The following is a 22129-nucleotide window of genomic DNA, read 5'->3' on the forward strand; positions in this document are numbered from 1 at the left end:
ACACAGCTAGAAAGGGGAAAATTAATGAAAAAGGTCATATCTCGTTCTTCTGTTCTATTGTTCTCCACTATTTTTATTTTATCCACATTCTTTACCGGTCAACAGGCTGCTGCTGCTCCATCTAACAAAAAGGTGGAACTAGAAAAAGCAGAAATCTTCGGTGAAATCAATGTCAACTCGAAAAAACAAACCACTGTCATTGTTGAATTAAAGGAAAAATCCTTAGTTGAAGCTAAGCAAGACGGCGAAGCACAAACAAAAGCCTCCCTCAAAAAATCTCGAACAAAAGTAAAGAACGCAGCACTCAAAGAGGTAGATAAAGCGAGTGTTCGTCAAGAATATGAAAAAGTCTTCTCTGGTTTCTCTATGAAACTTCCTGCAAACGAAATCCCGAAGCTGCTCGCAGTTGATGGAGTAAAAGCTGTTTATCCGGATGTTACATATAAAACCGATGAAGTGAAAAAGGAAAGCATCCAGCTTCCAAACGAAGATGTCTCCCCGCTTATGGATAAGAGCGCTCCATTTATCGGTGCACCAAAAGCATGGGATGCCGGCTATTCTGGAAAAGGGGTCAAAGTCGCAGTCATTGATACTGGAGTAGACTATACCCACCCTGATTTAAAAGGAAACTTCGGTTTATACAAAGGCTATGATTTTGTTGATAATGATTATTCTCCGCAAGAGACACCTAAAGGAGATCCTAGAGGTGAATCCACAGATCACGGCACACACGTCGCAGGAACGATCGCGGCAAATGGACAAATTAAAGGTGTCGCAAAGGATGCCACACTTCTTGCATACCGTGTACTTGGACCAGGTGGATCTGGAACAACTGAGAACGTTCTTGCAGGCATCGACCGGGCGGTTACTGACGGAGCAGATGTCATGAACCTCTCTCTTGGAAACAGTGTCAATAACCCTGATTATGCAACGAGCATCGCTCTCGATTGGGCCATGTCTGAAGACGTTGTCGCTGTTACATCCAATGGAAACAGCGGTCCGAACAACTGGACAGTCGGTTCACCTGGCACATCAAGAGATGCCATTTCTGTCGGAGCAACTCAGCTTCCGTACAGCCTTTACAATGTGAAATTCCCGAACTATTCCACTGCAAAAGTCATGGGCTACTACCAAGAGAGTGATTTAAAAGCGCTTGACCAAAAACAAGTCACACTCGTCCAAGCTGGAATCGGTGACGAAAAGGCCTTTGAAGACATCGATGTTAAAGGAAAGGTGGCCGTGATTGAACGTGGTGCCATTGCTTTTGTGGATAAAGTCGACAATGCAAAAGCAGCTGGTGCAATCGGCGTTGTGATGTATAACAATACCGATGGAGAAATCCCAGTCGATGTACCAGGTCTCGCACTTCCTACAATTAAGCTGTCAAAAGCTGAAGGAACAGCGCTTGTGAAAGCCATTGAGGCTGGAAACAATACAACGGCTTTCTCCATTCAATTTGTCAAAGAACTTAGTGAGCAAGTCGCTGACTTCTCGTCCCGCGGACCTGTTGTGGATACGTGGATGATTAAGCCTGATCTATCAGCACCCGGCGTCAGCATTGTGAGTACGATCCCAACGCATGATCCTTCTCAGCCTTACGGATACGGTTCTAAGCAAGGAACAAGTATGGCATCTCCACATGTGGCAGGAGTTGCAGCGATCATCAAACAAGCAAAACCATCGTACTCAACTGGACAAATCAAAGCATTACTGATGAATACAGCAGAAAAACTGTTTGACGCAAATGGCAGCCCATTCCCTCATAACACACAAGGAACAGGCAGCGTTCGAATCATGGAATCACTTCAAGCGTCTTCTATCGTTTCTGATGCGAGCTATTCTTACGGCACTTTCTTAAAGGAAAAAGGCGTTCAAATCAAAACGAAGAAATTCAAGGTAGAAAACCTTTCAAAAGCACCGAAAACGTATACCATTGATTACAAATTCAATGGCAGCGGCATTAGTACAAACGGAACGAAAAAAATCACCGTCAAAGGGAATTCCACTGGATCCTTTACTTCCGCAGTGCAGGTGAATTACGGAAAAACCAAAAAAGGGACGTACCAAGGCAGCATAACCATTCGCGAAAATGGCAGAAAGGTCACGGAAATCCCTACTTTATTGATTGTGAAAGAGCCAGATTATCCGCGCGTCACTTCTGTTTCCGTAGAGCCTGACAACCGTGCTGGAAGCTATGTCATCAGCAGCTACCTGCCTGGCGGTGCTGAGAACCTTGCATTCCTTGTCTACTCGACAGATGGAGAGTATTTAGGTGAAGCTGGTGTTTATCAACATGTTGATAAAGGAGAGCATCGCGTAAAATGGAATGGTACGATCAATCAAGGCCAGAAGCTTGAAGCTGGTGAGTATACAATGCTTGCGTATGCAAGTTTGAAAGGAAAATCAGATACCGTACAAACGAAGGAACCTTTCGAAATTTACCCTGAATAAATGTGAATCACAAGAAAAGCCTTGTATGAGCGGATAAGCTCATCAAGGCTTTTCGATCATATATGGAGGAAAGAGAAACTCATGTTGATATGGCTATGGATCTTTTCTTTTTTTACTGCTTTTTTTCTGACGATCACCTTGGTTTATTTACTAACTTTTTTACATACGAAGCAGCCTCGTCCTTTTCATCAAGCATGCGAGCTGACTGTTTATGCTTCCTGTATCTACCCGCTCAGCCTGCTGGTGTCAGCCGCCTTCTTCCTCACTCTGATGCTGCTTTTCCCCTTTTACTGGCTGCGTGGACGATAAATATACATACGTTATGCATCAAAGGCTTCTTTTAATAAACGATACGATGTGAGCCGGTCTTGCATGTGATGTGTGATGGTCACAGCAATCAATTCATCTGTCCGATAAGCCTTGGCGAGAGTGGTCAGCTGCTTTTTCACAGATGCTGGTGTTCCACCAACCATCCTTTGACGATTGGCAGCCACTCGTTTTTGTTCATATGGACTGTAAGAATACGCCTGTGCCTCTTCAAATGAAGGAAAACCCTCAAGCTTCAGCCCCTGTTCATTGGCAAGTAAAGATAAATCTAAGCTGACAGCCAGTTTTTCTGCCTGCTCCTCTGTTTCAGCACATAAAACAAAGACTGCCAGACTGACACGCGGCTTATCACCGAATACTGAAGGTTCAAACCGATTGATATATTGCTCTACAGAATCTTCTCCGCCTTCACCATTAATAAAAAGAGCAAACGTGTAGCCTGCACCTGCTTTCGCCGCAAGCCTTGCACTCCCTCCAGAGGAACCGAGCATCCAAACTTCTGGCGCGGTCTCGACCTTCGGAGAAGCAGTCAAATGAGGCAGCGGGTAAAATTCATCCGCTAGATCGTGTAAATACACCTTCAACTCTTCTACTTGCTCAGGATATTGATCACCTAAACGCTTTCGCTCCCCATGATGAAGGGCAATAGATGAAATGGGCATACCACCAGGGGCACGTCCAATCCCAAGATCAATTCTGCCAGGAGCCAGCGCTTCGAGAACCCTGAAGTTCTCTGCTACTTTATAGGCGCTATAGTGGGGAAGCATGACGCCGCCCGAGCCAATGCGTATATGCGACGTAACGGCTGATAAATGGCCGAGAAGCACCTCTGGACTTGATCCTGCAAGCCGATTTGAAAAATGATGCTCTGATACCCAAAAACGGTGATAACCCCACTTTTCCGCCTGCTTCGCCAGTTCAACCGTCTGCTTCAAAGCCTCAGCAGGCGTAGCACCTCCTATCAAAGGAGATTGATCCAGTATACTTAATTTCATCATGCTGCACCTCTTACAGAAATCCCCCTCTCTCAAGCGAAAGGGGGATGTCTTATTTATTTTCGATTAAAGCCCTTCTCTTTCACAAATTCTCCAAGGAAGGCACGCTTTGGCTGGCTAAAGCCTCGCAGCATCTGCTCAGACCAAGTATCTTTTCTCTCGCCGTTTGTTCTTGCTTCATAATATGCGGAAATACGATCGTCGTATTCTTTTAAATAACGATCCACATGCGCTTCATCTTGCTGATATGAATTTTCATGATATATGAGTTCAACTGGCAGCCGTTCCTTTTGAGACGACTGATTAGCTGGATGGCCAACAGCCAGACCGAATAACGGCAGCACATAAGATGGTGTTTCAAGCACTTCAGAGACTTCTCTCAGCTGGTTACGCAGTCCCCCAATATAGCAGATTCCAAGTCCCATTGATTCTGCAGCAACACTGACATTTTGTGCAGCCAATGCCGCATCAATGACGCTAATGAGAAAGGCTTCTGTATTCTCAAGCGCCTCCTGATGATTCTTCCCTGCTTTTTTTGCAATATGATCATGGCGTTTCAAGTCTGCACAGAAGACAAAGAAATGCCCATTCTTCTCAACGTAAGGCTGACTCCCAGCCAGTTCAGCAAGCTTGGCCTTCTTCTCCTGATCTGTTACACCAATAATACTATACGCCTGTACGTAGCTTGATGTTGAAGCAGCCTGTGCACTTTTGATCAGTGTCAGCACCTCTTCTTCTGTCAAACGCTCGTCTGTAAACGAACGAATGGATCGATGATTTAATATGGTTTCTATCGTTTTGTTCAACTCGAAGACCTCCTTGACTTCTTCTATCATAAAACAAAGACATAGGGCTTTTCAAAAATTAAAACTCGCAATAAAAAAAGACAGCCTATACTTAGACTGCCCTTACCCGTTTTATTTAAATAAATAACTTTGATATTTCGTCAATTGAACGCTTGCGTTATAGGCGATCCCGAATCCAATGAGAACGGACAAGACAGAGCTTCCTCCAAAGCTGATAAATAAGAGCGGAATCCCTGTTACAGGCATCACGCCTATATTCATTCCAATGTTCTGGAACGTATGGATCACAATCAAGGCTGTATATCCGACGCAGAAGAATGACGCAAATCGGCTATAAGGATGTATTCGGTCAATCAGTACGACAAGCCGGTAGATCAAGAAGAAGTACATGATCACGACAAACGCACAGCCGATAAAGCCAAAGGCTTCACCTATAATGGAGAAAATCATATCCGTTTGTGCTTCTGGGACATAGACCTTTAAGTTTTTAATACCATTTCCAAAAATCTGCCCTGCACCAATGGCCATAATAGCTCTATCAACCTGAAATTTGTCACTACTTGTAGCATCTTGTATTTTAGTTTCTTCAGAATTCGCAGAGCCATCTGGAATCCAAGCAGTTATCCTATTAATTTGATATGGCTTAACCCCAAGACTTTCTTTAGCGAAATCCGGAAATAATAAAACTACAGAAAGAACCGTGATTATTAAGAGTACAACAACAGAACCAATCAACGAGATTATCTTCCAATTAACTCCAGACAAAAAAATCATTACCATTACAATAAACATACAAACAGCAGCAGTACCTGCATCCTGCAAGAAAATTAAGCCTACTGGGACTATTGAAACTCCAGCAATTTTTAATAATAGATGAATGTCGTCTTCTAATCGCCGTCTTTCTTTAGGTGTTGCTTTACCAATCACAGAAGCCAACATCATGATCAGACCTATTTTCATAAACTCTGAAGGCTGAAATGTTCCAACACCTGGAAGAACAAACCAACTTTTTGCACCATTTATAGTAGGAGCAAAATCATGACCCCCAATTTGTGCAGGAGCGACTTTAAGAAGAATTAACAGCATAATGCCGCCTATAAATATATATAAGCTCAGTTTCTCTAATTGCTCTAAGTCAAAATAATTAATAGCAACAATACATATAACTCCGACCATATAGTATATGATCTGCCTTGTCCATGCATTAGATCCATACTGCCCAAATTGACCCGCAGCATAAATCGCAATGACACTGATGGCAAAGAAGGCTAAAAATATAAAAATCAAATCTCCTTGATAGTAAGGAGATGTATTCTGCTTGTTCATGAACTAACCACCCTTATTACAAAACATAAAAGCCCTTATTTATATTAGATTGAAATTTTCACAAAATCAACTCACTTTAAATATGACGGAAGATACATCCGAAAGGTTCCATTCAATTTTCAAAAAATGAAATACTTTTCATCCTAACAATAGGAAAAAATTCCTCTATACACTTTTCATTCAACCGATCTCAAGTCCTTTAAAAAGTTTATTTTACAGATTTTAAGGGGAAAATTCAATGACCTATGTGGCGATATGACAAGTAAACATCAGATGAGATAGCTGCACTGAGGAATGAGGAATAAAACCATTTTGTATGGAATAAGGCCCATTTTCCAATTATTACGTTTACTTCAAAGTCAATTGTGGTATAATACCTGTAACAAAATGTTCACAATATCTCCTAAAAACAGACACAATTGCATCCTGACCTCTCATTTGATTTGAACATCAACTTACAAAGGAGTTGGATACGATGGATATGTTCTTTGCGTACCTATGTATTGCAACGGCTACACCCCTGTTTTTATGGCTGGAAAACAGAAAGATTGCATTAGCATCTATTCCACCCATTATGATTATGTGGATTTTCTTCGGTCTTTACATGACAAGCAGTTTATCTCCAGCAGGACATACCTTCATGATCGCATTCTTTGCCATTAACGTGATTTTGGCTCACATTGCAGCGTTCCTCATCTACGGACTTCCATTCATTCGCAAAAGATTCAGCAGCAGATAGATATCGCCCAACTATTGGAAGCGTTATCACCATTATGATAAAAACCACTCACCTTTAAGAGATGAGTGGTTTTTTTATTATTTCTCTGAATGCTCAGACTGCTTTGGTGCAGACGGTGAATAACCGTCTTTACTGTTCTCTCCGTGGCTGTAGTGAGCCGCAAAGATCCAAACAGATCCGATGACGAAGATAATCGCACAGAACAGACCAAACAAAGTATTTCCGACTTGAACAGTTCCGTTCTCGCTCTCTGTCATGTGCATAAACATAAACAGCTGCAAGAATGCTTGAATGAACGCAAAACCAAAGATAATCCATAGTTTTGCGGAACTGCCAATTTCAGCTCCAATGGCAATCCAGAATGCTAAGATTGTCAGCACAATGGATAGAATGAAGCCAACTACGTGTTTCCAAGGGAAGTGTTCGTGCTCTGCTGAGGAATGTGTTTTTCCAGCCATATCACAAAAGCCCCCCTAATCCGATCAAGTAAACAGCTGTGAAGATGAAAATCCATACAACATCAAGGAAATGCCAGTATAGACTTGAGATGAAAATCTTCGCTGCTGTTTGTGGAGTTAATCCACGTTTTTTAATTTGGAACAAGATTCCGGTAATCCAGAAGATACCGATCGATACGTGTAGTCCGTGAGTTCCTAAGAGTACAAAGAATGCAGACCAGTACGCACTTGTATGGATGCTCGCACCCTCATGTACATAATGGAAGAACTCAAAAATCTCAAATCCAACGAAGCCTGCACCTAGAAGCAGTGTGAGAATCGTCCAGATGACAACCCCTTTTGTACTTCCACGGCGCATTTCATGAACGGCAATCCCACATGTAAATGAACTAACCAATAGCAGGAATGTCATGATCAATACAAGCTTCATATCAAACAGCTCAGCTGGTAAAACGCCACCAGCTGTTCTGCCATGTAGAACAAAGTAGGTCGCAAAAAGTGTTGAGAATAACACGATTTCCGCGCCAAGGAATATCCAGAAACCAAGGATGTTTAAACGTCCGGTTTCAGAGCGATATTCAAGCGGTGCATTTGCATAGCTGCTATCATTATGTCCCATTACTTCTGCGCCTCCTTATTCTTTTTCTCTGTTTCGATTACTTCTTCAACAGGAATATAGTAGCCATCGTCATATTCGAATGAACGTAAAATCATCGTTGCGAATACACCGATTAAGCCAATAACGCCAATCCAGTACCATTCAAATACAAGACCGAATGCACCAAGTCCAAAGAATGCAGACATGATCAACGGTCTGCCTGAATTGTGCGGCATGTGAATTTTCTTGAATTCTTTTTCAGGATGAACGTCTACATTGTTTTGCTTCCAATGATGGAATGCATCTGGTGTTGTCACTTCTGGAAGTGCTGCAAAGTTATAATGCGGCGGAATTGCAGAAGATGTCGCCCAGTCAAGTGTACGTCCTTCTCCCCAGCTGTCTCCAGACACTTCACGTTTTGCGTGTCTCCAGCTGTAGTAAATGTTGTAGCAAAGGATGATGAATCCGATACCCATCATAAATGCACCAATTGTTGAAATAAAGTTTAGTGCAGTCCAGCCATCTTCTGGTCCATACGTATAAATACGTCTTGGCATTCCTTGCAGTCCTAAGAAGTACTGCGGGAAGAAACAGATGTTAAATCCGATCATGAATACCCAGAAGAACCATTTGCCGATTCTTTCGTTTAACTTGTAACCAAACATTTTTGGATACCAGAAAACAAGACCAGCAAAACAAGCAAATACAGTACCTGCGATTAATACATAGTGGAAGTGGGATACAAGGAAGTACGTGTTATGGTACTGATAATCCGCAGCTGCCATCGCAAGCATAACCCCAGTTACACCACCGATTACGAAGTTCGGGATGAAACCAAGTGCCCAAAGCATTGGTGATGTAAAGCTGATACGGCCTCGATACATCGTAAAGAGCCAGTTAAAGATTTTCACACCTGTTGGTACAGAAATCGCCATTGTTGTAATCGAGAAGAATGAGTTAACCGCTGCACTGTTCCCCATTGTAAAGAAGTGGTGAACCCACACAAGGAAACTAAGAACAGAGATTGCCACAATCGAGACAACCATCGCTTTGTAACCAAACAACTGCTTTCTTGAGAACGTCGCAAAAATTTCTGAGAAAATACCGAAAGCCGGCAGGATAACAATATATACCTCAGGATGTCCCCAAATCCAGAATAGGTTCGCCCAAAGCATCGGCATACCGCCTGCTTCGAGTGTAAAGAATGCAGAACCGAATAAACGATCAAATGTCATAAGTGCTAAAGCAACTGTTAGTACAGGGAATGCAAAAACGATGATGACAGACGTAATCAATGTTGTCCATGTAAACATTGGCATACGCATAAGTGTCATACCTTTTGTACGCATTTTTAAGATGGTCACCATGAAGTTAATACCTGTCATAAGTGTACCAATACCTGCAATTTGGAGCCCGAGCAAGTAGTAGTTCTGTCCAGGTCCTGGTGAGAAATCATTTCCGGCGAGCGGCATGTAACTCGTCCAGCCTGCACTTGGTGATCCTCCAATAACGAAGGAAATGTTGAACAGCATTGCTCCGACCATGAATGTCCAGAAGCTAAGGTTGTTCAAATAAGGGAATGCAACGTCACGTGCACCAATTTGAAGAGGAACAACGACGTTGATTAAACCAATTAAAAATGGCATCGCCATGAATAGAATCATGATCGTACCATGCGTTGTAAAGATTTCATTATAGTGGTTTGAATCTAAAAACGTATTATTAGGAAGCGCCAGCTGCGCGCGCATCATCAGTCCGTCTACCCCACCGCGGAAGAACATAATCACAGCAGCAAGGATATACATGATACCAAGCTTTTTATGATCAACTGATGTCAGCCATTCTTTCCAGAGCCATTTCCACTTTTTAAAGTAGGTTAAAACAAACACGATGGCAATGGAGGTAAGAGCGATAGAAATTTGCGCACCAAGAATTAATGGGTCTCCAGTTACAAAAAACTCATCCCATTTTAAATGCATAACGGCCTCCTCCTTTCCTTAGTCAGTTTATTCTGTTTCTAATTTTCTTTTATAGTTCTTCACATTCTCGAAAGGATCTGTCTTGGAATGCGGAGAAACTGCTTGGTAACCTAAACGTTTGCGTGCTTGGAGTGCATATTCAGAATCCTCTCCGTGCTTCGCAAAGGATAAATGTGTTGATGAGAATGTCTGCACATCTGCAGCATCAGGAAGCATCAAGTAGTCATACGTTTTCTTCGTTAACTTCGGTGCTTCTTTCTTTGTTTTATTTACCCATTTATCATAGTCAGACTGCGTCATCGCATTGACTTTGAATTTTTGCTGAGCAAAGCCCTCGCCTGTGAAATTGGCGTTTCTTCCTTGATATGTGCCAACTTGATCAGCTTGAAGGTATTGTTCCATCTCCATTCCAGCCATCGCATACTTCTCCCCGCCTAGCTGAGGAATCCATAGTGATGCCATTGTATCAGCGGAAGTGATTTTGAATAAAACCGGCTGATCTTTTGGAATGTTTAAGTAGTTCACTGTCTCAATATTTTCCTCTGGATAGCTAAAGATCCATTTCCAATCAACAGCTGTCGCATAAACGACAAGAGGATCTTTATGGCTTGTTGCTTGAGGTGCCTCTTCCAAAGAGTAAATTGTTTTTACAGTTGGAACTGAAAGGGCAGCAACGATTAATATTGGGATCACTGTCCAGACAACTTCTAGAAGCGTGTTCCCGTGTAGTTCTGGGTTATAAGAGGCGTTTCCAACGTCCTTACGCTCACGGTATTTAACCAAAATGATGGTAAACATTACAAATACCGCACCAACGATAAAGAGCATAAATCCGATCGATAAAAGGATTAAGTCTTTTTGTTGTGCTGCGACTGGTCCTTTAGGATCTAAAACAGCGATATTGCTGCAACCTCCTAATACAAAAACACTCACGAGCATCGCTAATAAAAGCATAGGTTTAATGGCTCTGAACAAGAAGATCACCATCCTTCCTTAGATAATGTATAAATTGCTGAATAATTGTGAAAAGCCATCTGCCTTCGAAAACTTTTCTTCCCTTTGTAATGCTATCAAAATCTGTTAGAGTTAGCTTCCCTTTTTTCAAAAGTTCATTTATTTTTCAACAGATTTCTTTTAAAATGTCATAAATTCGACATAAATTTATATTATTGCACACACAATAAATTTCTAGGATTTTGAAAAGTTGAGAGTTGAAGGCAAAGGACAAACAATCAAGAACTTTGTCAAATTTAGGTTTACCACAATAAAAAAGTTTGGTCAAATTTCAATTTAACTTAATGAAATTTTATCTAGGTAAACAATTTCAAAATAGGTATCCCCACATTTAACAAAAACCTTACTTATTTTAACGCAAGTTGATAAGAAAAGAAAGTATCGATCCTCTGACTATACGCTGTAAGAATTGGTAATCATGTTGAATATGTGGAATCCCACTTAATGACTTCCAGCAAAAAACCGGCTTAGCGCCGGCATTCTGCAATTATTCATCTCTTACTAAAATATCAGGGCGCCTATAGATGTCCCCTTCATGTTCAACGTCAATGTATGTCCACTTGCCTGTATAGGTTAAAAAGCGGTTCCCCTCTTTCTCTACGACCATCGTATCCTCTGATTTCAAACCAGGCAATGAAGGGTTCCATGTAAACACTTGCTGCAGCTGAATTTCTTCCTTCGATGAAGGCACTGCAATTATTTCTCTAGATACAAAGCCCGTTTTCCCTCCTTGATGAAGCTTTTTCCAGCTATCGGGAAAGCCTTCTTTTTCATACTGAGCGATACCTGCTTTCAACACGTCTCCCAAAGTCTTACCGGGGCGCGTAGCGGCATTCATGACCGTGTCAATTCGTGCAAGCCGCTCTTTGTTCTCTTCAAGCTCCTGTGGAAGCTGACCGAAGTAAACAGACCTTGTGACATTCGCCACGAGTCCATGCCGTTCAGCACAAAGGACAACAAGCGCATGCTTTTGAAGTTTTTTGTCTGTTGGAATTGGATGACGGTATTGATGAATCCGGTCATCTGTTGCTACAAGCAGCACTTCAATCGTCATTCCCTGCGCGATCGCTTTTTGAGCCGCTAAAGAAGCGATTTCGTGCTCCGTCTGTCCTGGAACGATTTCTTTACAGACACTCTCTACAATGACCGCTGTTTCATGACAAAGTGTTTCATATTGGCGGAGCTGTGATGCAGAAAGAATGGATCGAACTTGCGACAAATCCGGCTCAACCCATTCGAATCCAGCCATTTGAATGTCTGACCCGATTCGTTTGTCTTTTGTGAGTGTTTGAATGTGTGCCGTATCATCCTCAAACCAATCCATCGTCACCACTTGAAATGGGTGATCGATATACGCCATCTCTTCTTCAATGATCCGCTTTTCTTCCATTTGATTCACAATGAGGACGATGTCGTCTTTTAACACAAGCAGCTTGCACACGCCCTCTGGTGTATTTAACACGATATGATTTCTTCTTCCTCCTGTCAGCCAGGAGAAGTTATTTCGCTTGTGAATTAAGACACCGTCGAGCTGTTTTTCTTCCATTATTGATCTTACTTGTTCAATCATCTAATCACCTGCCTATATGAGTGTATGAATGAAACGTTTAAAAGCTGTTTTCCCTTGCTCGGTTCTTTTAAACACACCCGCCTGTGAGAGAATTCGAGAAAAAATCATGCCGACTTCTTTTTGTAAAATGGCTTCTGTATTCTCCTCTGTAAAGGTGTTCTCTTCAAGCAGACGCTTTGCCCATGCTTCGTGTTTCGTGATAGCAGAACGGGCTTTGATTTCTTCAAGGGGGTTTTGGGATAACAGCGCTTCTTTTAATTGGTTTAATTCCTCTGCTAATCTACTAGGAAGAACTGCAAGACCCATCACTTCAATTAATCCGATATTCTCTTTTTTAATATGATGGACTTCTTCATGCGGATGGAAAATTCCGTCCGGGTGCTGCTTGTTTGTACGATTATTACGCAGCACTAGATCTAATTCATAGTCATCTCCATGTCGGCGTGCAATTGGTGTAATGGTATTATGCGGCGTCTCTCCTGTATGAGCTAGCAGCTCCACTTCTTCATCTGAATACATTTTCCACTCGTTTAAGATAAAGTCAGCGGCGTCTGCAAGCATCTGCCTATCGCTGCTTCGAAGGCGGATCACAGACATCGGCCATTTCACAATCCCGGCCCTCACATTCGGAAAGGCACTCAGAGAAAAAGCATCTTCAAGCTTCGCCTTCGCCATCGGAAATTCATGCGCACCGCCCTGAAAATGGTCATGACTTAATATACTGCCCCCGACAATCGGAAGGTCGGCGTTCGATCCGATGAAATAATGCGGGTATATATATATGAAAGAAAGCAATCGTTCAAAGGTCTTTTTGGTGATACTCATCGGCTCATGTTCGCCTTTGAACACAATGCAGTGCTCGTTGTAGTACACATAAGGTGAAAATTGTAGAAACCAAGATTCATCTGTGAGTGTCACAGGAATAATCCGGTGATTCTGTCTCGCTGGATGGTTGATCCGTCCCCCAAACCCAACGTTTTCTTTACAAAGCAGACAAAGAGGATATTGCTTTTGACTAAGTTTTTTGGCTTCAGCGATTGCTTTTGGGTCCTTTTCCGGCTTCGATAGATTAATTGTGATCTCCAGCTCGCCATCATCTGTTGGTGTAAACCACTGCACATTTTTGGCGATTCTGCCAGTATGAATATAGTGTGCGTGCTGCTGCATTTCATAGAACCAGCTTGTAGCCGCCTCTGGCCCTTCATGCTGGCGTTTCTCTTCAAACTTCGCGTAGATGACACTTGGAGGCGCCACCAAGCATCCCATGATTTTCGCATCTAGTAAATCGCGATACGTATCCGTCCCCTCAGGGATATTGCCAGTCTCTACTGCCCAATCCAGTATTGGCATTAAGATGTCTTCAAGTTCCGCATCCCCTGAGACTGTTCTTGCCTCAGCTTCATCCAGCCCAAGCACCTCAAGCAGCCGATTTCTCGTATAATCGATATCTAGTGGTGTAATCAGCTCTTGATTAACTCCGTATTGAATCAGCTGTTCCAGTTTTTCAAAAATATCTACCGCCATTCTCTTTGTCCCCTCTCTTGCCTGCCTGTTACGCGTTATTTACTCTGGTAACCGTCTGGATGCTTCTGGAACCAATCCCACGCACTTTGAATAATGGTGTGAAGGTCAGCATATTGAGGTGTCCACCCTAATTCTTGCAGCGCTTTTTCAGAAGAAGCAATCAGCTTTGCTGGATCTCCCGCGCGTCTGTTAGCCACCTGTGCTGGAATCGCATGCCCCGTGACGTTTCTTACAGCATCTACTACCTGCTTCACGGAGAAACCTGTGCCATTCCCTAAGTTATATGTTGCACTTCCTTTTCCAGCACGCAGACGATCAACTGCTAAGATGTGCGCCTCTACTAAATCCATGACATGAATGTAATCTCTAATACACGTGCCGTCCTCTGTCTCATAATCATCACCGTAAATCATGATCTGATCTCGTTTTCCTAAAGCCACTTGCAGAATGATCGGAATGAGGTGTGTCTCAGGCTGATGATCCTCTCCGACAAGTCCTTCTGTATGAGCACCAGCTACATTAAAGTAGCGAAGCACGACGTATTTCATTCCATATGCCTGCTCAGACCACTTCAGCATTTTTTCAATCGCAAGTTTTGTTTCTCCATAAGGATTGGTTGGGTTCGTCTCATCCGTTTCAACGATCGGCACACGCTTTGGTTCACCATACGCAGCTGCGGTTGAAGAGAAAACGATGTGTTTCACATCAAATTCATTCATCACCTGAAGTAAAGCTGTTGCTCCCCCAACGTTGTTGTCATAGTACTTTAGCGGGTTTGTTACACTCTCACCTACAAGTGAATCTGCGGCAAAGTGCATAACCGCTTCTATTTGATGCGTTTTGAAAACCTGTCTCAAAAAATCTTGATCTCGTAAATCTCCCTCTTCTAAAACAGCTCCCTCCAAAACAGCTTCTTTGTGGCCTGTCTGCAAATTATCCACTACTACTACTTGTTCACCTTTCGCTAATAGAGCCGCTACAGCATGACTGCCAATGTACCCTGCTCCCCCGCACACTAAAATCGTCATTACACTTCCTCCTTCGTGAGTTCTCTTGCGCCGCCTCCAATTCCAGCTGTGTAAAAAGAGGCTTCAATACCTGTCTTCTCTTGATAAATCGCACCCGTTTCTTCTATAAATGATGCCAGCTGCTTTTCTTTCACAATACTGATCGTGCAGCCGCCAAAACCCGCGCCCGTCATACGGGAGCCAATCGTTCCAGGATGGAGCCAAGCGGCTTCTGCCAGAGTATCCAGTTCAAATCCAGTCACTTCATAATCATTCTTTAAAGAGAGATGAGATGCCTTCATAAGCGCACCTATTTCTTCCATTTTATCATCTTTCAGAAATTTGACTGCTTTTATGGTTCGGTCGTTTTCTGTCACCACGTGCCTTGCACGTTTGCGGCATGTTTCATCCTGAATCAAGTGGGCATGCTCGGCAAATTCATCAGCCGTGAGCTCACATAAGTGGACTAGATCGATTTCTTTTCGCAAATCGTTTAAGGCTGATTGACACTCTGACCGGCGTTCATTGTATTTGGAGTCTGCCAGTGTCCGCTTTTTGTTTGTATTGGCAATGACAAGCGCCAGCCCCTCTTGCCGAAACGGACTGTATTCAAAATCAAGGGTATCGCAATTAAGCAAGATGGCGTGATCTTCTTTTCCAAGAGCGATTGAAAACTGATCCATAATGCCGCAATTGACGCCAATAAATTCATTTTCTGCACGCTGCGAAAGGAGGGCAAGACGGGCACTTGAAACGCCGAATGAATGCCATTCATTGATAAAGACAGCGGTGACAAGCTCGATGGAGGCAGAGGAAGACAGCCCTGCGCCATTGGGAATATTGCCGCCGTATACAATGTCAAAGCCTTCTTCTATCTTCATCCCTGCTTCGATAAACTGATGGAACACGCCCTTCGGATAATTCGCCCAGCCGTCTGACTCCAAGTAAGCGATTTCAAAAAGGTCGAATTCTTTCACACCATCGCCATCAAAGTTCAAGGAATACATTCTCACGCGGCCATCTGACCGCTTGGCACATGCTGCATATGTACCGAGAGTGAGCGCACAAGGGAATACATGACCTCCATTGTAATCTGTATGTTCACCAATCAGGTTCACTCTTCCTGGGGCAAAAAAATAGCGAAGTTCTTCTTCTCTATCCCCAAATTGCTGGTGAAATGCTGTGCGTAACATATCGATCATATCCATTCCCCTTTTCTCTTCTGATACTCTTATTTTAGTTGCCTGAACTGCGTAAGTTCAATGGTAAAAAAATCGTTAAAAAATACCCTTTTTTTGCTGTGAATGGTACGATGTGATATGAGGTGTACTATGATTCAAAATAGAAAAAGGTTGTTTTTTGCTGTGAAGGAGGTTTTCCAATTTGAAGAAGGAAGCATTTGCATTTCGTTTTCACCATTCTGATGTTACATTGCCGGCACAAATATGGTCTGTTGGCTGGGAGGTTCAATCATCTTCGTTATACAGCTGGAATGGCGTGGAGCGGAAGGATCAGGGCAAGTGCATCTTTCAGCTCACACTGTCTGGACACGGCATGATTGAAATCGGACAGAAGCGGTTCAAAGTCTTGCCAGGGCAGGCCTTTCTTGTGAAAAGCCCAAGTGCCTATCAATATTATTTTCCAGAAGACAGTGAGCATTGGGAATTTCTCTATTTGACGCTTTATGGGGACGCCTGCGATCTTTGCTTTGACCAATTTATAGACCAAGGAAAGCAGGTCATGCGTTTTCATCCTAATTCCAAACCGATCCGCCTGCTGAAGAAAATTTATGATGAAGCCAGTGAAAGACGGATTACCAATCCATTTGAGGGGTCTAGCCTTGCTTATCAATTTGTCATGGAACTGTATTCATATTTGCCAAAGCTTGAGGGACAAATGGAGAAATGGCCTGAGCCCATCGTTCAAGCGGCCTTGTTTGCCAGCCATCATTTTCACGAGGAAATTGGCCCAGACGATATGGCAGCTGCGGCACGTTTATCCAAAAGTCATTTTACGAGGGAATTCAAAAAGGCCACTGGCTTCACACCAATTCACTACTTAACCAATATCCGGTTAGAGAAGGCGGAAACATTACTAAAAACAACGAAATACTCGATTGAAGAAATTGCCATACAGTGCGGCTACCGAAATGCGAATTACTTGAATAAAGTCTTTCGAAAGAAAATCGGCATGTCTCCAAAGCAACTGCGGGAAACAAGCGATGCATAATAAAAAGCAGCCGCTTTATCATTGGCTGCTTCTTTTACGCTTTTGACAGGTCAACATGAATTCTCCCTTGTCTTAAAACAATGGTCATTTGCGTATCAGGGGTCATTAAGTTTTCTAAAATGTCCGTTGCCGTTTGAAGCGCAATGTCCATTCGGTTGATCTTTTCCTTTTCTTGTTCCGAAAACGCTTCTGGATGTGCGGTCATTTCTTTGACTAGCCTCAGCACTTGTTCATGCTGCTTTTCTGTTTGTTGATATATGGCATCATATAAGTCGTCTGACCTGCTGCTCATTTCACATCACCTATCTTTTTTTATGTGTTAAATCGCATCTTCTTTTGTTTTCTTGAAGACGAACCATTTACTGGCGACATAATTGACCACCACAATCACAAAGTTGACGAGAATTTTTGCGACGGTTTCATTGAGCGCCATTTGGCTCACAAATAAAATCATCAGCCCCAGATCTACACCTAGAGACATGAGACGGACACTAAAAAATGAAGAAAGCTCACGCATGAGGCTTTTTGTGTCACGAGCCTTTTGCTTGAAGACATACTTCTTATTGGTGATATAAGCAAAGAGAACAGCAAATACCCATGAAACAACCGTAGCTGTTTTGTAATCCATGGAAAACATCTCAACGAATAAATAGAAGCTGACGATATTGACAATGGTTGTACACACACCCATCACAAGATACATGACAACTTCTCGATACTTTTGAAAAAGGCTATACATGTCTTTCTTCATTCCTTTTTGCTGGTTTCTGTTTCTTTTAGAATACCATCTTAAGAAGAACTTCCCAAACGAACAATATGTACGTCCTGCAAAGATGAAATTTGTTCTACTCGATGGCAAATGTCAACACAATTGGTTTATATGAGTCAAATGTTTTAGGTCTTTTTCATTATTTTAATTTATAATCTTTCAACTGACATAACAATTGTTTATTATTAGAAGTAAGATTTCAATATTTATGGGTTTTTTAGTCATTTTTTTAGGGACGTGGTAGGTGATAGATTTTACAAAATAGGTTAAATGTCATCATTTTTCGACAAAATTTATTTTGTGCTGTTTTCAACCACACGTACAGTTACTAGACGGTTTGTTCAAGTCATTGGTTGCAGTGAATATGTCTTATTGAACTGGAGGATATTATGGATACGCAAGTGAAAAGAAGAGTTGACGAAGAGTGGGTTTATTTGATTCAGGAAGCGAAAAAAATTGGACTAGGCATCGAAGAAATACAAGCTTTTTTAACATCCAACGGTGATCAGAAGATGATAAACAAACCGTAAATCAACGCCGTTATCCTTTGTCTTTCAGACTGCTTTGGCTAAAAGTTCTGACCTGTCAATTGACCTTTTGAAAATCCTTTCATGACGATACGCTACAATAATTGAACACCTCTCCATACCAATCCCTTCACTCAATGGGGTTCTGTCTTTCTATATTAGGAGGACAGTCCACTTCCCGTTCTCTATATGATCCCTTTTTAGTTGCATTCATGAAAATTGTCCTTCTCTCGTTATAAAACCAAGCTGCCCACCCATATATTAACCATGAAAACAATGAGAAAGCAGAAAGGTGGGTAGAGCGTGAGTTCAGATTCCCTTTCGTATTATCACCAAAAAAAGGATCAGTATTATCATGGGGTAAACCCGGTCATCGTCAGTCGTATTCGCGCGGAATGGACGTCTTTATTGGATATCGGATGCGGCACAGGCAAGCTTGGAAAAGTCCTGAAACAAAAGGGCCGAACCATCTATGGCATTGAGTCATTTGAGGATGCAGCAAAAGAGGCTGAGCAAGAGCTGGATCATGTTCTCTGCGGAAATATTGAACAGATGGCTCTCCCTTATGACCATGAACAATTTGACTGCATTATTTTCGGAGATGTCCTCGAGCATTTATTGGACCCTTGGGCCGTTTTAAAAAGGATGAAACCCTTCCTTAAAAAAGAGGGTGCCATCTTGTCATCTATTCCAAATATCGGCCACATTTCAACGGTTTTAGAATTACTAGCCGGCAGATTTACTTATACAGATGCAGGGTTAATGGATCAAACCCATTTACGCTTCTTCACGCTTCACGAAATACATGCACTCTTTCATTCAGCGGGTTTTCGCATTCGCGAATTCGAGGCTATTCGCGTACAGCATCCTTCCTATGCAGGCGTGTTGAATGACCTACATGAATTACTCATGAAACACGGCATTCGTTCTGATTTTCACGAGGCTGCTACAGCCTATCAATATGTAGTCGAGGCGGTTCCATTTCATGAGTAATCCGACCATCCTGTTTGTTTTATGTGTAAATGATGAATCGATGTTTCAGGCTTGTTTCCGGCAGCTCGCTTCGCTTCCGGCTCCTCATGGATACCATGTGGAGGTCTTACCAATCAGACAGGCATCAAGTATGACCTCTGCCTACAATGAAGCCATCACTCATCCAGCTCAGTTTAAAATTTATCTTCATCAGGATACCTTGATTGTCAAACAGCATATGCTGCTTGAGCTCATCCCCCTTTTTTTACAAAATCCATCACTTGGCATGATTGGCGTGATTGGAGCAGAAAACGTGCCTGACAATGGAATTTGGTGGGAGAGTGCTGATTGTAGGGGAAAAGTCATTGAATATCGCCACGACACCTATCAGCTGCTTTCCTTTGAAAGAGGCCGTCAGCAGCCCGAAGTACAAGATTATATTAAAGCTTCGGCTATTGATGGTCTATTCATGGCAACACAATACGATGTGAGGTGGCGTGAGGACCTCTTTGATGGCTTTCATTTTTATGATGTCTCGCAGTCCTTTGAATTCACTCAGCAGGGCTATGAAGTTGGGATTGCAAAACAAGAAGAGCCTTGGTGTATTCATAAATGCGGAGATCATTTTGACGCAGAAGCATATGAAAAAGCGAGAGAACAATTTCTTGCAAATTATCGATAGAAAGCACCCTTTTCGGGTGCCTTTTTTATGATATACTGTCATAAACAGCCAGATCGTCTCATATGCATTGGAGTACCTTGTCCCTAATTCGTACAAAGGAGGAAACAATGGCAGACAAAAAAGTTCATTATAAGAAGGTTGCCGCTTCAGAGGATTTTCGAAAACTTCTTGAGGAAAAACGCAGATTTATCGTACCGATGACGATTTTCTTTTTTCTCTTTTACTTTTCACTTCCGGTCGCTACATCCTACTTTACCTTTTTGAACACGCCGGCAATTGGCGCGATCTCATGGGCTTGGTTATTCGCCCTCACACAATTTGTCATGACCTGGGTTTTATGTGGACTTTACGCAAAAAAAGCAGCTAAGTTCGACAATTATGTAAGCGCTTTAAAAACTGAATCAAGAGGTGATGACGAATGAGCATGACCGCTTTTATTTTGTTCGTAGCGATCGTAGGTCTCACATTGGTCATCACATATTTTGCTGCGAAAAAAACAAGCAATGCGAGTGATTTTTACACTGCAGGAGGGGGCCTGACTGGGTTTCAAAACGGCCTTGCCATTGCTGGCGACTATATGTCTGCTGCATCCTTTTTAGGGATTGCTGGAATGATCGCGTTAAACGGATTTGACGGCTTTTTCTATAGCATTGGTTTTCTAGTAGCGTATCTTGTCGTTCTTTACGTTGTAGCTGAACCGCTTCGTAATTTAGGGAAATATACGATGGCCGATATGATCGCTGCACGATTTAAGCGCCCTGCCATTCGAGGGGTTGCCGCCTTTAATACCATTACAGTCTCTACTTTTTATATGATTGCACAGCTTGTTGGAGCAGGTGCATTAATCAAGCTGCTTCTTGGCATTGATTACTGGATCGCAGTGCTGATCGTGGGTGTCCTGATGACCATTTATGTCGTGTTTGGCGGCATGATTGCGACCAGCTGGGTACAGATCACAAAGGCTGTGCTTCTCATGCTTGGGACGCTCATTATTTCTCTGCTTGTGTTTGCAAAGTTTGATTTTAGTCTGCTGAAGATGTTTGAACAGATGAAAACTGCAACCCCGCTCGGTGAATCGTTTCTTCATCCGGGAAATAAATATGATGTGCCTTTAGAAACCTTGTCTCTTAACCTCGCCTTAGTGCTTGGGACAGCAGGTCTGCCGCACATTTTGATTCGTTTTTATACAGTAAAGGATGCGATTTCTGCGCGAAAATCGGTTCTTTCTGCTACTTGGATCATCGGGATTTTTTATTTAATGACGGTTTTCCTCGGCTTTGGTGCTGCTGCCTTTGTTGGAACAGAAGCGATCACAGCAGCAGATGCAGCCGGAAATATGGCCGCACCTCTTCTGGCACAAGCTCTTGGAGGAGATTTATTATTTGCCTTTGTTTCCGCTATCGCCTTTGCGACCATATTGGCAGTGGTGACTGGTCTTGTTTTATCCGCCGCGTCAGCTTTTGCCCATGACTTTTATAGTCAGATTATCCGCAAAGGAAAAGCGAGTGAGCGGGAGCAGGTGAAGGCGGCACGCTTTGCTTCAATCGGCGTGGCGATCCTCTCTATCATTCTTGCATTATTTGCCCAGTCCTTAAACGTCGCTTTTCTTGTGTCTCTTGCCTTCGCAGTCGCAGCGAGTGCGAATTTACCTTTGATTATCTTCACTGTTTTTTGGAAACGATTTAACTCTACGGGTGCTATCGCCGGAAGCTTAACAGGCCTTCTAAGCGCACTGATTATCGTCTCGCTCAGCCCAAGCGTCTGGGACCCATCAGGAGCAGCCATCTTCACAGGAGAGCCGCTCATCCCGCTGTCGAACCCTGGGATTATCTCGATTCCACTCGGATTCCTTGCCGCATACTTAGGCACGATATTCTCGTCTGAAAAAGCAGATGAAGACACCTTTACGGAAATTCAAGTAAAGGCACATACAGGCATGCATATGGATACTGATTCATAAGGAAAAGCCGGCTGCTCAGCCGGCTTTTTTTGTGTTCTTCTGTTCAAATCTCAGTAAGGTATAAATTGGCTTTTCAACTTATTTTTATACTTCTCTAATCTGGCAACCCTTCTAAACGTGATGAGAGAGCAGCATGTAATGAGGATTAACAGAATTTCATGAACTTCCCCTATGTTATCAACCACATTCTTCATCT

Annotated in this window: 21 protein-coding genes; 8 read left to right on the plus strand and 13 right to left on the minus strand. The window is 42.6% G+C overall.

Going from position 1 to position 22129, the window contains the following annotated elements:
* Positions 1-24 precede the first annotated feature (24 nt).
* Entirely contained in the window at positions 25-2451 is a 2427-nt protein-coding gene (locus tag AC20OE_RS03325) for a S8 family peptidase (RefSeq protein WP_058838483.1), read from the plus strand.
* A gap of 320 nt (positions 2452-2771) precedes the next feature.
* Here the strand turns inward: AC20OE_RS03325 and AC20OE_RS03330 are convergent, their stop codons facing one another.
* The 3 genes from AC20OE_RS03330 to AC20OE_RS03340 all read right to left on the minus strand — a co-directional run bounded on the left by AC20OE_RS03330 (position 2772) and on the right by AC20OE_RS03340 (position 5905).
* The gene (locus AC20OE_RS03330) at positions 2772-3776 is read right to left on the minus strand and encodes an LLM class flavin-dependent oxidoreductase (RefSeq protein ID WP_487268368.1); all 1005 of its coding nucleotides are present in this window, start codon (positions 3774-3776) and stop codon (positions 2772-2774) included.
* A 53-nt stretch (positions 3777-3829) separates the two neighbouring features.
* Positions 3830-4579, minus strand: a complete 750-nt coding sequence (gene nfsA / locus AC20OE_RS03335) for an oxygen-insensitive NADPH nitroreductase (RefSeq protein ID WP_058838481.1) — start codon at positions 4577-4579, stop codon at positions 3830-3832.
* Positions 4580-4690: 111 nt separating this feature from the next.
* Positions 4691-5905 (minus strand): FtsW/RodA/SpoVE family cell cycle protein, encoded by a 1215-nt coding sequence (locus AC20OE_RS03340; protein WP_059377207.1) that lies wholly within the window; start codon positions 5903-5905, stop codon positions 4691-4693.
* A 475-nt stretch (positions 5906-6380) separates the two neighbouring features.
* Between AC20OE_RS03340 and AC20OE_RS03345 the strand changes: the two genes are divergently transcribed.
* Entirely contained in the window at positions 6381-6644 is a 264-nt protein-coding gene (locus tag AC20OE_RS03345; protein ID WP_008345491.1) for a spore morphogenesis/germination protein YwcE, read from the plus strand.
* Positions 6645-6721: 77 nt separating this feature from the next.
* On the opposite strand, the gene qoxD is transcribed toward AC20OE_RS03345, so the two are convergent.
* From qoxD to AC20OE_RS03385, 8 genes are all read right to left on the minus strand, one after another.
* Positions 6722-7102, minus strand: a complete 381-nt coding sequence (gene qoxD, locus AC20OE_RS03350; protein ID WP_007497818.1) for a cytochrome aa3 quinol oxidase subunit IV — start codon at positions 7100-7102, stop codon at positions 6722-6724.
* Between the two features lies 1 nt (position 7103).
* Positions 7104-7721 carry a cytochrome aa3 quinol oxidase subunit III gene (gene qoxC / locus AC20OE_RS03355; protein WP_039182371.1) on the minus strand — a complete coding sequence of 206 codons (618 nt, stop codon included), beginning with the start codon at positions 7719-7721 and terminating at the stop codon, positions 7104-7106.
* Complete coding sequence (gene qoxB / locus AC20OE_RS03360; protein WP_007497822.1) at positions 7721-9679, minus strand: cytochrome aa3 quinol oxidase subunit I; 1959 nt, start codon at positions 9677-9679, stop codon at positions 7721-7723. Before qoxB ends, qoxC begins: the two co-directional genes overlap by 1 nt.
* A 27-nt stretch (positions 9680-9706) precedes the next feature.
* A complete protein-coding gene (qoxA, locus tag AC20OE_RS03365; protein WP_099663814.1) occupies positions 9707-10663 on the minus strand; it encodes a cytochrome aa3 quinol oxidase subunit II in 957 nt (318 codons plus the stop codon).
* 517 nt (positions 10664-11180) lie between these two features.
* Complete coding sequence (locus AC20OE_RS03370; RefSeq protein ID WP_487268374.1) at positions 11181-12263, minus strand: M24 family metallopeptidase; 1083 nt, start codon at positions 12261-12263, stop codon at positions 11181-11183.
* Between the two features lie 12 nt (positions 12264-12275).
* Positions 12276-13787 (minus strand): UDP-glucose--hexose-1-phosphate uridylyltransferase, encoded by a 1512-nt coding sequence (galT, locus tag AC20OE_RS03375; protein ID WP_487268376.1) that lies wholly within the window; start codon positions 13785-13787, stop codon positions 12276-12278.
* A 35-nt stretch (positions 13788-13822) separates the two neighbouring features.
* The gene (gene galE / locus AC20OE_RS03380; RefSeq protein WP_058838477.1) at positions 13823-14815 is read right to left on the minus strand and encodes a UDP-glucose 4-epimerase GalE; all 993 of its coding nucleotides are present in this window, start codon (positions 14813-14815) and stop codon (positions 13823-13825) included.
* Positions 14815-15996 carry a galactokinase gene (locus AC20OE_RS03385; RefSeq protein WP_059377294.1) on the minus strand — a complete coding sequence of 394 codons (1182 nt, stop codon included), beginning with the start codon at positions 15994-15996 and terminating at the stop codon, positions 14815-14817. The genes galE and AC20OE_RS03385 overlap by 1 nt, the downstream gene beginning before the upstream one ends.
* A gap of 181 nt (positions 15997-16177) precedes the next feature.
* Between AC20OE_RS03385 and AC20OE_RS03390 the strand changes: the two genes are divergently transcribed.
* A complete protein-coding gene (locus AC20OE_RS03390) occupies positions 16178-17023 on the plus strand; it encodes an AraC family transcriptional regulator (protein WP_059377217.1) in 846 nt (281 codons plus the stop codon).
* 34 nt (positions 17024-17057) lie between these two features.
* Here the strand turns inward: AC20OE_RS03390 and AC20OE_RS03395 are convergent, their stop codons facing one another.
* Positions 17058-17315 (minus strand): hypothetical protein, encoded by a 258-nt coding sequence (locus AC20OE_RS03395; RefSeq protein ID WP_039182389.1) that lies wholly within the window; start codon positions 17313-17315, stop codon positions 17058-17060.
* A 27-nt stretch (positions 17316-17342) separates the two neighbouring features.
* A complete protein-coding gene (locus AC20OE_RS03400) occupies positions 17343-17774 on the minus strand; it encodes a GtrA family protein (RefSeq protein WP_039182392.1) in 432 nt (143 codons plus the stop codon).
* A 407-nt stretch (positions 17775-18181) separates the two neighbouring features.
* Between AC20OE_RS03400 and AC20OE_RS03405 the strand changes: the two genes are divergently transcribed.
* The 5 genes from AC20OE_RS03405 to AC20OE_RS03425 all read left to right on the plus strand — a co-directional run bounded on the left by AC20OE_RS03405 (position 18182) and on the right by AC20OE_RS03425 (position 21933).
* The gene (locus AC20OE_RS03405) at positions 18182-18322 is read left to right on the plus strand and encodes an anti-repressor SinI family protein (protein ID WP_008345506.1); all 141 of its coding nucleotides are present in this window, start codon (positions 18182-18184) and stop codon (positions 18320-18322) included.
* Between the two features lie 300 nt (positions 18323-18622).
* Complete coding sequence (locus AC20OE_RS03410) at positions 18623-19312, plus strand: class I SAM-dependent methyltransferase (RefSeq protein ID WP_099663795.1); 690 nt, start codon at positions 18623-18625, stop codon at positions 19310-19312.
* The gene (locus tag AC20OE_RS03415) at positions 19305-19973 is read left to right on the plus strand and encodes a glycosyltransferase family protein (RefSeq protein ID WP_059377220.1); all 669 of its coding nucleotides are present in this window, start codon (positions 19305-19307) and stop codon (positions 19971-19973) included. Before AC20OE_RS03410 ends, AC20OE_RS03415 begins: the two co-directional genes overlap by 8 nt.
* Before the next feature lie 107 nt (positions 19974-20080).
* Complete coding sequence (locus tag AC20OE_RS03420; RefSeq protein ID WP_024423845.1) at positions 20081-20395, plus strand: DUF485 domain-containing protein; 315 nt, start codon at positions 20081-20083, stop codon at positions 20393-20395.
* The gene (locus AC20OE_RS03425; RefSeq protein WP_024423846.1) at positions 20392-21933 is read left to right on the plus strand and encodes a solute symporter family protein; all 1542 of its coding nucleotides are present in this window, start codon (positions 20392-20394) and stop codon (positions 21931-21933) included. The genes AC20OE_RS03420 and AC20OE_RS03425 overlap by 4 nt, the downstream gene beginning before the upstream one ends.
* Positions 21934-22129 lie beyond the last annotated feature (196 nt).

The organism is Bacillus sp. SRI_025, from assembly GCF_057592095.1.